Genomic DNA, 13,134 nt, shown 5'->3' with positions numbered 1-13,134 from the left:
TTTTAAGTCTATACTATGGAAGACCTCAAACGCTCTTCTAAAATCTCCGCAATGTCCGCCAAATTGAAACTTGTTTCATTGTGCCTTCTTCTTCTCTGCTCCAGCGTTTTTGCGCAGCAAAAAACATTACGCTTCCTCGCGCCCGATATAGCGACTATGCCGGAAGGACGCATCACAAAAACGGCCAATAACAAGATATATAGTGAAGGCTACGTACCAGATTTCGAAAATGCGTTAGCGGCTGAACTTGGAATGAAAGCGGTTCATGTGATGTTATCGCGCAAACGTATGGAGTTGCCCGATATACAGTCCAGTATCGATGTGGCTTGCTTCACATCTCCTGCTTGGGTCGGCACCTCGGCCGACTTTTATGATTGGGGGAAGTCGCCACTGATGAGTATTGATGACGTATTGGTTGGCGATAAAACTATGCCAGTGATTACGACGCAACAAGAATTAGTTGGAAAACATATCGGGACCCTATTTGGCTATCGCTATCCCGAGATCGACTATTTGTTTGAAAAAAAACTTGCGTACCGTGAAGACGCACCGACACGCGATAGCGCACTATTAAAACAAAAGTTAAAACGCACTGACTACACGATAGTCCGACAAACCCAATTTCGCTATCTCCAAAAAACAGATGCAAACTTTGCCAGTTTAAAAGAATCACCCTTGATTATTTCAAGCACCCCAGTGTACTGTGCACGCATGAAGACTAGTCAACTATCACAAGAAAAATTTGAGGCGGCATTGCAAAAACTGGCGAAGGAAAAAACCTTAGAAAAATTACTTGTGAAGTACTCGGCGCACGACTAAGTTAAGGAACAAGAATTCAGGGGTGTGGGAGGGGCGAGAGGTATTCCTTAGTTTGCAGCAGTCATGTAGGCGAACTAAGTATTCACAAATTATCGCGAGAATTCTTGATATGACGCCTCAGGCGTGTTTCAACATACTGCTGTGCATTGTTTATGTGTGCTTGCGTGAATTGCACCAGTCATCCATGTGATGATAAATGAGGCAGTACAAATATTCCAACCTGACCACGAAATGTATCAATCGTAGAACTGCTTCGTTTTCATTTCCTCCTTTTCGCATCGGGAAACTCGAATATCGTCGCAACCCCATCAACTGGTGAGCAGATAGCTCAGGCTGTGTCTGTCGCCATTTTTTTGAATATCTTGAATCCAAATTCTCTCCTCACTGTATCTAAGCAGGTGATTGTTCATCTTTTAAGGAGAGAAAAACATGAAATTATCAAAACCATGGCAGGGCATCGTTTTGGCGCTAGCAGGTGTTTGTTGTGTTTCATCCGTATTGGCCGCTGTTATTCCATTTCCTAAAACGCCAGCGGGGCGTTTGGCGGAGTTGCGTTTGCAGGCCTTTAATTCAGGTAGTGCTGAATTGCTTAAGGCGTTTAAGAGTGCGCATGACCCCAATTTGTCGGTGGAGAATGAATTGGGTTTAAGGAATATGACGGGTGGCTTGGATTTGGTGCGCATCTCACAGAACGGACCCTATCGTATTTCTTTGATATTGCGTGAAAAAGAGGGTGATCGCGTTGGCACCATGGAGTTAGAGGCAGACGACAAGAAACCCGAGCAGGTGAAGAGTTTCAGTCTCGCACCTTTACCGGTTGTACCTGATTACCTAATGCCGCAGCGCCTTTCAGCACAGCAAGCGTGGCAGAAGTTGACGCAGAAAGCAGATAAGTTGGCCAAAGTTGCGCGCTTCTCTGGCGTGATTGCGGTGGCACGCGATGGTGTTTTGCTTCAATCGCAAAGCTGGGGTGAAGCAGATCGTGAACGCAAATTGAATAACACGATGCAGACGCGTTTTCGATTGGGCTCGATGTATAAGATGTTGACTGCGGTGGCGATTTTGCAGTTGGCGGAACAAGAGCGTCTTGCCTTAGATGTGCCCATTGCACGTTATCTTCCAAGCTATCCCAATAAAGCCTTGGCGAGTCAAGTGACGATCCATCAGTTGTTGACACACACAGCTGGAACCGGGGACATTTTTACTGAAGAATACGAGAAGCAGCGCGAGAGCATTCGCGAACATGGAGATTATGTTGCACTGTTTGGTGCGCGCGAATTGGCGTTTGTACCAGGCAGTAAAGAAGAATATTCTAATTATGGATATGTGCTATTGGGTGCCATTATCGAAGCGGTCACTGGCAAATCTTACAATAGTGTGGTTCAAGACGCGATCTTAACGCCAACGGGTATGCGTGATACCGGGACGGAACCCGAGTCGCAGGTGGCGCAACAGATTTCAGTAGGCTACACGCACGCAGAGGCTGGGCTGGTCGATAACCGAAAAAGCTTGCCATGGAGAGGCACGGCAGCTGGTGGTGGTTACTCAAGCGCTAGTGATTTGATTCGTTTTAGCCATGCCTTGCTACAGGGGCGTTTGCTCTCCACATCTTGGCTCGCAAAGGCGACGGAAGCGCAAACGACTAGTCAGCTCTATGGGTATGGATTCCAATTAGGCGGCACTGCGAATACACGCCACTACGGACATGCCGGTGGTGCCGAGGGAATGAATGGCGCGCTGAGAATTTATCCAGCGACGGGTGATGTGGTGATTGCATTGTCTAATTTTGATCCACCAGTCGCAGAAGATCTAGTGCAATATTATGGTAATCGTATGCCATTACATACCCAAGAAAAAATGAGATCAACACAGAAAGGAAAAACAAAATGAGAATCGAATTTGTGCTCCCATTGATTTTGTGTTTTGCGCCTGTTTTGGCGGTGTTTGTGGTGCTTTTCTATCGGCATCAACAAACCAAAGCACGCTATCAGACCTTGATGTACTTGGCCGACAAAGGTTTGGATCTGCCGGTTCCTTTATTGGCTGAACCACGCCTCGCGTTTTGTGAACGCCGCCGTGGCATTACCTTGGTCAGTATCGGCCTTGGTGTCATGATGATGTTCGCGGTATTGCCGCTGGAATACCAGGAAGGACATAAATTCGCAGAACTATGGGGCTTGGGACTCTTACCTTTGATTACTGGCTTGGGTTACTTGTTGAGCTGGTGGTTGAATCGTCGCGATGCAGAGCATGCATGACAAGCATAACGAGCAACGCATCGATCAAGCGCTCGTTGTTAGAGCTCGCCTCAATCAAGATAGTCAAGCGTTCGAACAGCTAGTACGACGTCATCAGGGAATGGTACGCGCGCTATTGCGACGCTTGACTAAAGGCGATCATGGTTTGGCAGATGATTTGGCGCAAGAGACGTTTTTGCTTGCTTGGCGCAAACTCGATCAATATCGTGGTGAGGCTCGATTCGCGACTTGGCTTTATCGGATTGCATACACGAATTTTTTGAAGTGTGTCGATAAAGTACAACTAGCGTCTGATGTGACTGGCGTGTTGGACGTCGAGGAAGCGGTAGCCAAAAGTACCTCGGGTGAAGTTGAACTGCGTTTAGATTTTGAACGTGCGATGCAACGTCTTAACCCCACTGAACAACTTGTGCTACTGCATTGCGTGCAATTGGATCTCAGTCATGAGGAAGTGTCTCAGGTATTGGGTTTGCCGCTGGGGACGGTGAAAACCAATGCGACGCGTGCTAAATCAAAGCTACAAACCTGGCTAAGCGCCTGGAACAAAAACACTGCGAAGGGAAGCGAATCATGAATCAAAAAATTGATCCAAGCCTCGATGAATTGCTGCGCGACTATTACGAGGCGCCCGTGGCTGACGAGGGGTTCTCAGATCGTCTAATGCAAACCACTCCGCAAAAAAGGCCGCGCTATTCTTGCCATTTTTCGATTTCGCTGCTGTTAGGTATGGCGGCATTGCTATGGCAGACTTCGTCGATCCCCTTGTTTCACAATGCATGCCAGGATCTAGTCCACGGTCATTTGACCACCAGCGTATGGCTGCTATGTGGCGTGTTTGCCAGTGTGTCGTTATTTGTTTCGACTTGGCTCTTGACGGAGAGTGAATGAATCGAGCAGGCGGAGCGCAATTCGATCCAATTTTCGACCGATCTCCTTCAAGTTCTAACAACTTTTTTCAGATCAAAAATAACGACAAACACTAAAAAATAAAGGGGCAGTTCTATCATTCCAACATCTAAATTCATAAAACTGAACGAGTTAAGATTTTTTGCTGTGTAACAATCTACTTTGAGGTGGCGCATGGAGTATTTTGAATGGAGTACTAGTTTAAGTGTACATGATCCTTTAATGGACGCTGATCATCAAATGTTGCTTAACCTCGTCAATGAATTGCATAGCGCCGCAGAATTAGGCACAGATTATCTTACGCTTTCGGCTATCCTCGAAAAAATAGAGAAATTTACGCATGCACACTTTCAAAAAGAAGAAAAGCTCATGCTGGAAATTGCTTATCCCAAGATCGAGTCGCATTGCGAACAACATCGAAAGTTCTTAGATCGAGTAGCGGATCTACAACAACAATTGAATCGCGCTCGTGACACGGTTGCACTAGAGACCGCCGAATTACTTCGATTTTGGTTTACCTATCACATCATGTTAAGCGATAAACAACTTGTCGATACTTTACATGGTGGTGCTATCGATTCTGAATAGACCGAACACTCCGGCGACTAATCCAAAACAAGCAGACAATAGTCGAGGACAAAAAAGAGGCTAGGGTCATTAGTATTCGCGTCAAAAATGGGCCCATTCTCACCACCAACGACGCAGCGAATGGTAGTCAGACATTGGCACGCATTATGTGTCTAAAGTCCTATCTAGACTCCCATCATTGGAAAAGCAGTGCACTTAAGACCTTACTGCGTGAGTACGAATCAGCAACGCTATCGAACTATACTATTCAACGCGAAGACCTCCACGGCTAGGATAAAATTTCGCAGCCTGATCAATCGCCTATTGTGGGAGAATGTTGGTGAAGATGAATGTAGTAGCTTGAGCTTTTTGCGGCAGGATGCTGGCAACTAAGGCGTATCCAAAATTTGATTTATGGAATATGAATAAATAATGGAAAACTCACTTGAGCTATCGAAGGCGGCACAGCAAAAAGCTATCTCTAAAATATTTTGTAAGCTTGATGAAATGCTCGAAGATACTGCCTTTGCGACGGCCTACCGTGATCATCCAATCAGTTGTATTGCGGTCGAAAATGAGCGTTTGTTTGGCGCTTCTTTCTTGGAGAGTACAGCGCTGTTTTACACCTGCTCTGCTTACCATGCGACGACTAAGCAGAGTGCAGAAGCGCCTGTTTTACTGAACCAAGGTTTTGCGCATTATCTGCTTGCATTTCAAATCTACCTTGCGGATTTGCGCTATGTCAACGTGCATAAGATAGAAAATTTTGTAGAAGGCGAAGACCTTTGTTTGCTTGGCTTTGCCAGAGCAATTTCCTATGGCTTCGAAAATGTCTCGGATTGGTGGGCTGAGCAACTGTTTTTTGTACGGGCAAATAATCCCGATTATTTGAATCAATCGATGCTGGATATGAACTTACTCAACCACCTCCTTTTATTGCATACCTGTTGGTATGAAAAACGGTGGTGTGAGCCAGAAGAGGTCACATCCGATCTAGGACCGTATCAAGCTTTGTGGAAAAGTGTACAAGATGAGAAACTACGAAGATCTGCCTTGGGAGATTGCGCGAGTTACCATTTAATCGAAGCACTTAACAATGACTACTCGCCATTCGGTTCTATGCCGTATGGCCCATATCCTGTTGAGTTAATCGCTTGGAAAAAACTGTACAAGCGCTGCTTTGCAAGCGAATGTGAGCTTCCCTCTCATCCACTGTTCGATAACGCTGTAGTAAATGCAATCGGATCTGCTAGGCTCTACAAGGATCAATTCTTGAACGAGCTTCAATCAAAGGTGAGATTGTTTTATGGCACTTGCTGGTCTAGCCCTGATAAGGACAGTTGAATAGAGTTATTTCAGGTCAGCGATGTTTTTTGATCTTGTTTGGCCTTGATGTTTGGTTTAATTATACTGACATGAAGTATAGGTCGCATTAGTCGAAATTTTTTAATAATTTTCTTAGCAAGTTTTGGAGTTGTAAATGAACAAAGAGCTAGCACGCGCATTGATCGCGCTGGGTGTTTTATTGGCGTTAGGTATGTCGGCGGCCGCTTTTATTTTTGGCATTCAGGCCAAAAACATCGGAGCGGGTCGGCAGAGTATTTCTGTAAAGGGCCTGGCCGAAAAAAATGTTGTGGCGAACTATGCTGAGTGGAAGATTGGAGTGCAGGTCATTGCACCTACTTTTGCTGAAGCCTTAGCTAAGCTCAGAAAAACACGGCCGATACTCGATCAATTTTTCGTAAAACATGAATTTGCAAAAAGCGCGTTGAAGGAATCGGAGGAAACCGTGACGCCGAATATGGTGATGGAAGATTTGCCGGGAGGGCGTACTCGTCAGGTGCAGCGGGGTTTTAGTGCGGCGCAAAGCATTTTGGTCACCAGTACTGATTTGGCCAAGATCACAAAAATTAGCAAGGACGCGCTGCAATTAGAGGCCGATGGTCAGCCTGTGTTCTACGATAGTCCCTTGTATTTAGTCTCAAATTTGGAGGACATTAAGATGTCCTTGATTGGCGCCGCGACCGAAAACGCCAGTAAGCGCGCCAATGAATTTGCTAAATATGGCGGCGTCAAAGTCGGTGCCATGCGTTCCGCTTCACAGGGTGCATTTTATATTTTACCGGTCGGTACGGTGGTAGACGCGAATGAGTATGGCGGCACTTACGACAAGACTACGATAGATAAAGTGGCGAGAGTGGTGGTCACGATTGAATACAATATTGAGCGTTAACCCACGATATGCAATCAAACTCTTGAGATCACCCAGAGCTACGTTCGACGAACTTTGATTCGTAGTTATCAAGTTCTGTACCGAATTGTCGATCCCAGAAACGGAACATCAGCCCGTAATTTCCATTGAATGAGGTGTGGTGAAGGTTATGGAAAGTCGATGTATTTATCCAGCGTAGACCTGGTACACGAATAAGCCATCGAGGTAAAAATTCGTAACCTAGATGAGGCATCACGTTATTTGGCACAATCACTAGTCCAACTGCTCTGGCAGTTTTCCATCGGCGATTGTTAGAACTAAGATGCCCGTTCCAACTTCACAACATCCCAACAATACGCACGAAATGTTAAAGTTAGAACTCATTCTGCTGTCGGCTACTGGCACAGTCCGCAATGTGCACACATCAAAATTACTGATATGGCGTGGTAAGCAAACCTATCATACTGCGCATGCCAGTTAAGTAATTTCCCATACGCAGGTTTTCATCATAAGCGTGCTGATTATTATCTGCGTTGGCGGTAGGAATAATTACAAAAGGCAAACCAAGTGGGCTGACAATTTCATGAGTAGGGACGGTCCCGCCTGCAGCGCGAATCATAATGGGCTGTATCCGTTTGCTGCCTTCGCTGAAGGCATTTACTTGCGCTCTCTCCGCCCAATATCTGATCTTAGTATCGAGTGGCTGACGTGCCGCTTCAGCCGGCAGACCTTCTTTGACTTGTACTAATTTTGAATACTGTTGACGCTCAGCCTCCGTTGGCGCATGGTCGATAATATGAAAACCTTGCTTCTGAATATGCTTTTTGATCAAACCAGACAGGTATGCGGCATTCGCTTCAGTTGTGGTGCGAATATCGATCTCAGCCACTGCCTCTTTAGGAATAATATTGGCTGCCTCATTACCTACGTTGGCCGAGGCCAAACCACGGATGTTCAATGACGGATATTGCAAAGATCGCTGATAATTGCTTGCGACCTGATCGCTATTTTGCACCCCTACACGCTTCTTCAAAGCCGCCTCATCATCACCGACCGCATCCAACACCCGTAAATCTTCCGTATTCAACTTGGTGCTTGAGTAATAGCCGGGAATGGTGACCCGCCCTTGATCATTCTTCATACTTGCTAATAAGCGCACCAGATTGAAAGCGGGATTCGGAATGAAATTGCCATAGTGTCCGCTGTGTAATGGCGCTTTAGCGCCATATACCGTCAGGCTCATTGTTTGGACGCCACGATTACCAAAGATGATTGTCGGTTTTCCGCTAGGATGCGTTGCCATATCATGAATGACCAGCGCATCAGCACGCAAAAAATCCTTGTTTTGACTGACAGCTTCGCTCATTCCGGGAGAATTGATTTCCTCTTCACTATCAAGTATCACCTTGATGTTTACTGCGGGTGCGATACCTCGCGCGCGTAGTAAATCTATCGCGGCCAAAAACATCATGATGGGACCTTTATCGTCAGCGGCGGCTCTGGCGAACACGCGCAACTCTGGATCGAAATCCTGCTGCAGTAATTCTTTCATGTCGACGATCTGCCACTTTCCACTGCTGTCCTTTTTCTTTACTACGGCTTGCCACGGACTCGGCTGTGCCCATTGTGATGCGATCACGGGTTGTCCATCAAAGTGTATGTAAAACAGAATAGTCTTTAAACCGTTCACCGCTGGGTAATCGGCGAGCACCAGTGGTCTCCCTTTGTTCGAAAATTGTCTGGTATTAAAACCACGCTTTTGAAAAAGTTTCTCTAGGTGATCGGCATTGATTTGTATGTCGCGAGCGCTTGCAATGGCATCGTTTGGCAATGCCAGTAGTTCTAAGTATTCAGGAAAACTCGCTACCGCATGTGTTCTGATGAGTTGATCATTGATAAGAGTGGGGAATTGCGCCCATGCACTGGAAACGCCGCAAAATGAAAACAAGCAAGGGGATAACAAGCGAAAAAAGCGATTCTTAGTCATAGAAGCTCCGATCGAGGTCAAAGTGTGATGACATAGGATATCGCTTAGTATGTCAAATGAATTCACATTATGCGCCTGATCTATTGGAGTAAGTCCTTATTCTTCTCAGTTCAAGTCACGCTTCAAAATCTACAGGGCTTGGTCTCTAAAGCCAACCCGTCTGCATCTCATTCCTCTAAGTCAAAACAGCTTACTGTATATCGCGTAACCACGCGACAGCACGATCTTGCACTTTGATCGCATCGTCAATGATTTCATCTGGCGCGATCCGCCCACCATAGTTAACGCCGTTACGATCGGTGAAAATTGAGACTGTTAAATAGAGCGTTGCGCCATCACTAAGTGTAAAAGATTGATTGCCTGTTGATACCCCATAGCTCGGTGTGCCAAAGCTACGTGTGTTGGGGCGGCCTCGAAATGCAACGATGACGGCTTCTCCAGAGCTGCCAGCATTGCAATCGGTGAGCACCGCAATCTTAGGACTGGGGCTGAGCGCTGGGTAAGGATTGCTGACAGTATGGATGATTGTGTTGTCTAACCTCGCTTGTCCGTTCGTATAATTCCAGCGCGTCCTCTCGTTTGTCGCGTTTGTGAAATAGCCTAGGGTGCCCTCGCCTAGTAGAGGACCAATGCCTGCAATCATAGGCCACATATTGCCACCACCGTTTCCGCGAAGATCAACAATCCATCCGATTAAAGATGGCTTGTCTTGATTTTTGATAGCGCCTTGCAATTCATTGGCTTGTGTCGCCAAGGCATCTGCGCCGGAGGTACCATTCTCGGAAAAATTTCCTCTGACTTTTATATAGCCGATGTTTTCTGGTAGCAGCGGTTTTGCAAGTCCCGTATCTGCGCAGTTAAGCTGATCACCATCATTGAGTATCAAATTCCCGTTTGATTTTGAAATGAAACTATGATGGTCGCCTAGCATTGTGAGTGCCGTCTTTAAAGCCAAATCAATGCTACTAGCGCTCGGTGTGGTGCCAAGTTTAGCCATGCTTGCGGTACGAATATCGTTCCAGACTAAGGTTTTCCTATGGTAGGAATTGGTCTGCATAATGTCGATCACGCTATTTACATAGCTTTGCGCGGCGCTTTGGCTTGACGCAGTATTGTTGTTTGTGACAGGCTCAGAACCTGAGCCACCGCCACAGGCGCTGAGTAAAGTGCTGAAAAAAAGAAGAACAGTAGCATGCCAAGAAAAGTGTTGATGACGCATTTTTTTCCTCATGTAATGTCGATTTCTCTACATTGCCCAGATCAGCGCCTTGTGAACTCGCGATGATTTTGTAGTTGATCTCGACTTAAGGTATCAAGAAATTGAGTTAGAACTGACGCAAAAAAGTACCATCACTGTGGTGGCTGCGCTGTGCGGTGCGACGCCATCGCGTAATTTTCACAAATATAAAAACTAGTTAAAAAAACTTGAGTAATTGTACATGCAATTTCCACGCAAGCTTGAAAAATCATGTAACTGTTGTTCACTGCTTGCGTCTTTTTCACGCGCAGAAGATTTGATAAAGCACCGCCATAGTTCAGAGATACTTTTGAATTCTAATAAGCACGTAAATCGGGTTTTTCCATGATGCAATATCGCCGTTTTCTAATTTCCTCGAAATTAGCTCGGTGCTGAAAATCGTTTTTTCAACGCCAGTTTTTGTCATTTCGTCGCATGTCGCTGACAACGCAAAGAAAAAATAGATACAGTGCGAGCCGTCAACAGCTTTCACAGTTTTTCCTTTTTTTCGAGGCGATCATGCAAATACCAAAAAGTTCAGTCATCACCCTTATCCTCTGCAATGTTATTGCCGTTTCCGCGCATGCACAGCAGCCAAGTGAAGTTAAAAATCAGTCTCAAGCTCAAGCTCAAGCACAACCACAACGCGTGGAAATACAAGGCAAGACACAAGAACAATTCGCTCGTACCGAAACTGCTGCGCGATCGATTGTCACCAACGCTGAACTCACTCGTTTTGGCGATAACAATATCGTGGATGCGATGAAACGTGTTCCTGGCGTTCAAGTCACCAACAACAAGTTGCACCTTTTAGGGATGGCAGCGGGCTATACGCAAATTCTGATCGATGGCGAGGCACCACGCGGCATTACCGTTGAAGATATTCCGCTCAATATGATAGAGCGCGTTGAGATTTATCGTGGTGCGAATGCGCAATTTAGTACGCAAGCGATGGCGGGTACGATCAATATTATTCTCAAAAAATCGGCATCCAATAAACAACATAGCATCAAGGCCAGTATTGGTCATATGTTTCAAAACACGGGCAGCATAGATTGGTTTAACTCCGATAAAAACGGCAATCTCTCTCATACCGTCAGCGTCAGCTTATCCAAAGATCGCATTAGTGCTGGACAAGCAGACGATTCGACAACCACATTCGTCAATGAAAACACCCTGTTAGGCAGCAAGAGTCAATTTGAGAATGTATCGCAAAGTAAGCGTAGCGATGAATCCCTGCGTATTTCTCCGAGAATTCAGTATAAAACTGATTCCAATATCAACTTGACTTCGACCTCCATCGTTGCGCATAATCGCTTTAGCGCAGACACAACGAGCCAGTACAACAACCTGTCAGGACGTGTGTTTGAAATCGGTAAAACCACATCACACGATCGTAACCAGGGTACCAACTTCGGCAGCTCACTAAAGGCTGTCACAAGTTTGGACAATCAAATTGGTGTTGATGTCACCGCTGGTTTTCAATCACAAAATTTCGTTGCGCGGTCTCGTTCACAAAACTATCTGCCGAATGGCACACTCCAGTTTAATCGTGACCTGAATACCGATGTCCATGTCACAGTAGGCACCACCAATGGTAAGTTGAATATCCCAACCAATGCTGAGCATGATCTGATAGTGGGTTGGTCAGGATGGCGTGCCAAAGTGGATGTCGAAAATAATCAAAACGACCAATTCGTTTCAAATCAGAATAGTATCTATCGCCCACATAGTGCTAACTCCATCATGGACAATGCCGCTTTCTTCGCACAAGACGATTGGAAATTTAAGAAAAATTCCTCAGTATCGCTTGGCCTACGTTGGGAATCGCAAGGCATTCGCACCGAAAATAACGCTGGGGAAAAGGTTAATAATCGCGCCAGTGTCTTGAGCCCTGTGATCCAAACAATGTGGCAGCTCGACCCACAAAATACCGAACGGATTCGTCTCGGCGTGTCACGCACTTTCAAAGCACCGGAGGGAACCCAACTCTTGATGCCGAAAATTTATGTCATCAATAACTCTATCGAAAGCCCAAATATTGTGGGCAATCCGAACTTGCGTCCAGAACTCTCCTGGAGCTTAGACGCAGCGTTCGAACACAATGGAAAAGATGGACTCAACTATGCGATTCGTGCAAAAGCGCAAGCGATCAACGATATTCATCGCGAAGTGGTGTATGAAGCTGATAAAGCTTACTGGAAAAAATTCATCAATGCCGGTACTGCACAGGGGCAAAGTATTGAGCTTTCTACCCAGTTTCCATTAAAACGTTGGATGGACAACGCGCCTGACATGGACTTTTCTGCCAGTTACTCTCATTTTTGGTCGAACGTCAAAGACTTAGCGACGCCTTATAACTCATTGACCCCTTATCAATACGTATATACCTTCGGCGCAAACTACCGCGCCAAAGATATTCCACTGACAGCCGGTCTTAGCGCCAAGATTCAAGATTCTCATTGGCAGCAAATTAGCCTCACCGAGCGCCAATATTTGAAGACGCCTAAAAACGTCGACATCTACGCACTGTGGAAGTTCGACAAACAAAGTCAATTGCGATTTGCTGTGAATAATATTCTTGGTGGAAAAGCCTATGATTCATTCACTTATGCCAGCGTTGGCAACTCCAGAAGCCAATCCGCTCGAGCTGTACCGACAGCGCGTAACTTCAATATGACGTACGAGTATAAGTTTTAAGCTAGCATCCACGTCCCCGACCTAGTGTCGGGGACGTGTTTTTCAAAGAAAAAAGACATGCCCATTTTCGTCGCGCTTTAACTTACTTTTGGGCTAATTGGCTTTTACAGAACATCTGGAGAAACCGTAAAGTTGAAGCCTTGCATTTCGACCATATATAGTGCGAAACGCTAGGCGGTTTCTACCTACGGCGCTAAAATACTCAATAATTAGTCGTACTTGAAGCAAAACCAGATTGATCACGTCTGGGTTGCTCGGTCATATATGCTAAAGGGAAGATCTACCAAGATAGCACTCTCAGTTGCAGTGCATTTGATTATGAAAGCAATGCGACCTAGTGTATCTTTGGAGATGCATATGCTACTAGGATTTCCTGCTACAGCTTTCGTCTGTCAGTATCTGAAGTCACTTTAACTCTTAGATTGCGACTCATTTATGTTGCGTGGTG

Annotated in this window: 12 protein-coding genes; 9 read left to right on the top strand and 3 right to left on the bottom strand. The window is 45.7% G+C overall.

The genetic code is table 11. The features are described from left to right. Nucleotides 1-15 precede the first annotated feature (15 nt). The 8 genes from ACO0KZ_RS04320 to ACO0KZ_RS04285 all read left to right on the top strand — a co-directional run bounded on the left by ACO0KZ_RS04320 (nucleotide 16) and on the right by ACO0KZ_RS04285 (nucleotide 6,783). Nucleotides 16-819 (top strand): substrate-binding periplasmic protein, encoded by an 804-nt coding sequence (locus ACO0KZ_RS04320; RefSeq protein ID WP_422993108.1) that lies wholly within the window; start codon nucleotides 16-18, stop codon nucleotides 817-819. 429 nt (nucleotides 820-1,248) lie between these two features. Next, nucleotides 1,249-2,709, top strand: coding sequence for a serine hydrolase domain-containing protein (locus ACO0KZ_RS04315; RefSeq protein ID WP_422993106.1), 1,461 nt, complete (start codon nucleotides 1,249-1,251; stop codon nucleotides 2,707-2,709). Then, nucleotides 2,706-3,077: a DUF6249 domain-containing protein gene (locus tag ACO0KZ_RS04310; RefSeq protein WP_422993104.1), complete on the top strand. Its 372-nt coding sequence runs from the start codon at nucleotides 2,706-2,708 to the stop codon at nucleotides 3,075-3,077. Before ACO0KZ_RS04315 ends, ACO0KZ_RS04310 begins: the two co-directional genes overlap by 4 nt. Continuing rightward, nucleotides 3,070-3,651, top strand: a complete 582-nt coding sequence (locus tag ACO0KZ_RS04305) for an RNA polymerase sigma factor (RefSeq protein WP_422993102.1) — start codon at nucleotides 3,070-3,072, stop codon at nucleotides 3,649-3,651. The genes ACO0KZ_RS04310 and ACO0KZ_RS04305 overlap by 8 nt, the downstream gene beginning before the upstream one ends. Beyond that, nucleotides 3,648-3,965 carry a hypothetical protein gene (locus ACO0KZ_RS04300; protein ID WP_422993100.1) on the top strand — a complete coding sequence of 106 codons (318 nt, stop codon included), beginning with the start codon at nucleotides 3,648-3,650 and terminating at the stop codon, nucleotides 3,963-3,965. The genes ACO0KZ_RS04305 and ACO0KZ_RS04300 overlap by 4 nt, the downstream gene beginning before the upstream one ends. Before the next feature lie 192 nt (nucleotides 3,966-4,157). Then, nucleotides 4,158-4,571, top strand: a complete 414-nt coding sequence (locus ACO0KZ_RS04295; RefSeq protein WP_422993098.1) for a bacteriohemerythrin — start codon at nucleotides 4,158-4,160, stop codon at nucleotides 4,569-4,571. Between the two features lie 411 nt (nucleotides 4,572-4,982). Beyond that, entirely contained in the window at nucleotides 4,983-5,894 is a 912-nt protein-coding gene (locus ACO0KZ_RS04290) for a hypothetical protein (protein WP_422993096.1), read from the top strand. A 136-nt stretch (nucleotides 5,895-6,030) separates the two neighbouring features. After that, nucleotides 6,031-6,783, top strand: coding sequence for an SIMPL domain-containing protein (locus tag ACO0KZ_RS04285; protein WP_422993095.1), 753 nt, complete (start codon nucleotides 6,031-6,033; stop codon nucleotides 6,781-6,783). A gap of 28 nt (nucleotides 6,784-6,811) precedes the next feature. Here ACO0KZ_RS04285 and ACO0KZ_RS04280 read toward each other — a convergent pair whose 3' ends face one another. The 3 genes from ACO0KZ_RS04280 to ACO0KZ_RS04270 form a co-directional block, all read right to left on the bottom strand. Then, the gene (locus tag ACO0KZ_RS04280) at nucleotides 6,812-7,036 is read right to left on the bottom strand and encodes a sterol desaturase family protein (protein WP_422993093.1); all 225 of its coding nucleotides are present in this window, start codon (nucleotides 7,034-7,036) and stop codon (nucleotides 6,812-6,814) included. 156 nt (nucleotides 7,037-7,192) lie between these two features. Then, nucleotides 7,193-8,749 carry a M20/M25/M40 family metallo-hydrolase gene (locus tag ACO0KZ_RS04275; protein WP_422993091.1) on the bottom strand — a complete coding sequence of 519 codons (1,557 nt, stop codon included), beginning with the start codon at nucleotides 8,747-8,749 and terminating at the stop codon, nucleotides 7,193-7,195. Between the two features lie 190 nt (nucleotides 8,750-8,939). Further along, nucleotides 8,940-9,968 (bottom strand): S41 family peptidase, encoded by a 1,029-nt coding sequence (locus ACO0KZ_RS04270; protein ID WP_422993089.1) that lies wholly within the window; start codon nucleotides 9,966-9,968, stop codon nucleotides 8,940-8,942. 537 nt (nucleotides 9,969-10,505) lie between these two features. On the opposite strand from ACO0KZ_RS04270, the gene ACO0KZ_RS04265 reads away from it, so the two are divergent. Next, nucleotides 10,506-12,686, top strand: a complete 2,181-nt coding sequence (locus ACO0KZ_RS04265) for a TonB-dependent receptor plug domain-containing protein (protein WP_422993087.1) — start codon at nucleotides 10,506-10,508, stop codon at nucleotides 12,684-12,686. Nucleotides 12,687-13,134 lie beyond the last annotated feature (448 nt).

This window comes from Undibacterium sp. Di24W (assembly GCF_049340325.1).
Taxonomy (GTDB): Bacteria; Pseudomonadota; Gammaproteobacteria; order Burkholderiales; family Burkholderiaceae_D; genus Undibacterium.
The sequence above is the reverse complement of the archived record's forward strand: the minus strand, read 5'-3'. Positions and strand labels throughout refer to the sequence as shown.

Coding starts and splice junctions, on each gene's coding strand:
- ACO0KZ_RS04320 (WP_422993108.1), top strand. CDS start 16: ATGGAAGACCTCAAACGCTCTTCTAAAATCTCCGCAATGTCCGCCAAA.
- ACO0KZ_RS04315 (WP_422993106.1), top strand. CDS start 1,249: ATGAAATTATCAAAACCATGGCAGGGCATCGTTTTGGCGCTAGCAGGT.
- ACO0KZ_RS04310 (WP_422993104.1), top strand. CDS start 2,706: ATGAGAATCGAATTTGTGCTCCCATTGATTTTGTGTTTTGCGCCTGTT.
- ACO0KZ_RS04305 (WP_422993102.1), top strand. CDS start 3,070: ATGCATGACAAGCATAACGAGCAACGCATCGATCAAGCGCTCGTTGTT.
- ACO0KZ_RS04300 (WP_422993100.1), top strand. CDS start 3,648: ATGAATCAAAAAATTGATCCAAGCCTCGATGAATTGCTGCGCGACTAT.
- ACO0KZ_RS04295 (WP_422993098.1), top strand. CDS start 4,158: ATGGAGTATTTTGAATGGAGTACTAGTTTAAGTGTACATGATCCTTTA.
- ACO0KZ_RS04290 (WP_422993096.1), top strand. CDS start 4,983: ATGGAAAACTCACTTGAGCTATCGAAGGCGGCACAGCAAAAAGCTATC.
- ACO0KZ_RS04285 (WP_422993095.1), top strand. CDS start 6,031: ATGAACAAAGAGCTAGCACGCGCATTGATCGCGCTGGGTGTTTTATTG.
- ACO0KZ_RS04275 (WP_422993091.1), bottom strand. CDS start 8,749: ATGACTAAGAATCGCTTTTTTCGCTTGTTATCCCCTTGCTTGTTTTCA.
- ACO0KZ_RS04270 (WP_422993089.1), bottom strand. CDS start 9,968: ATGCGTCATCAACACTTTTCTTGGCATGCTACTGTTCTTCTTTTTTTC.
- ACO0KZ_RS04265 (WP_422993087.1), top strand. CDS start 10,506: ATGCAAATACCAAAAAGTTCAGTCATCACCCTTATCCTCTGCAATGTT.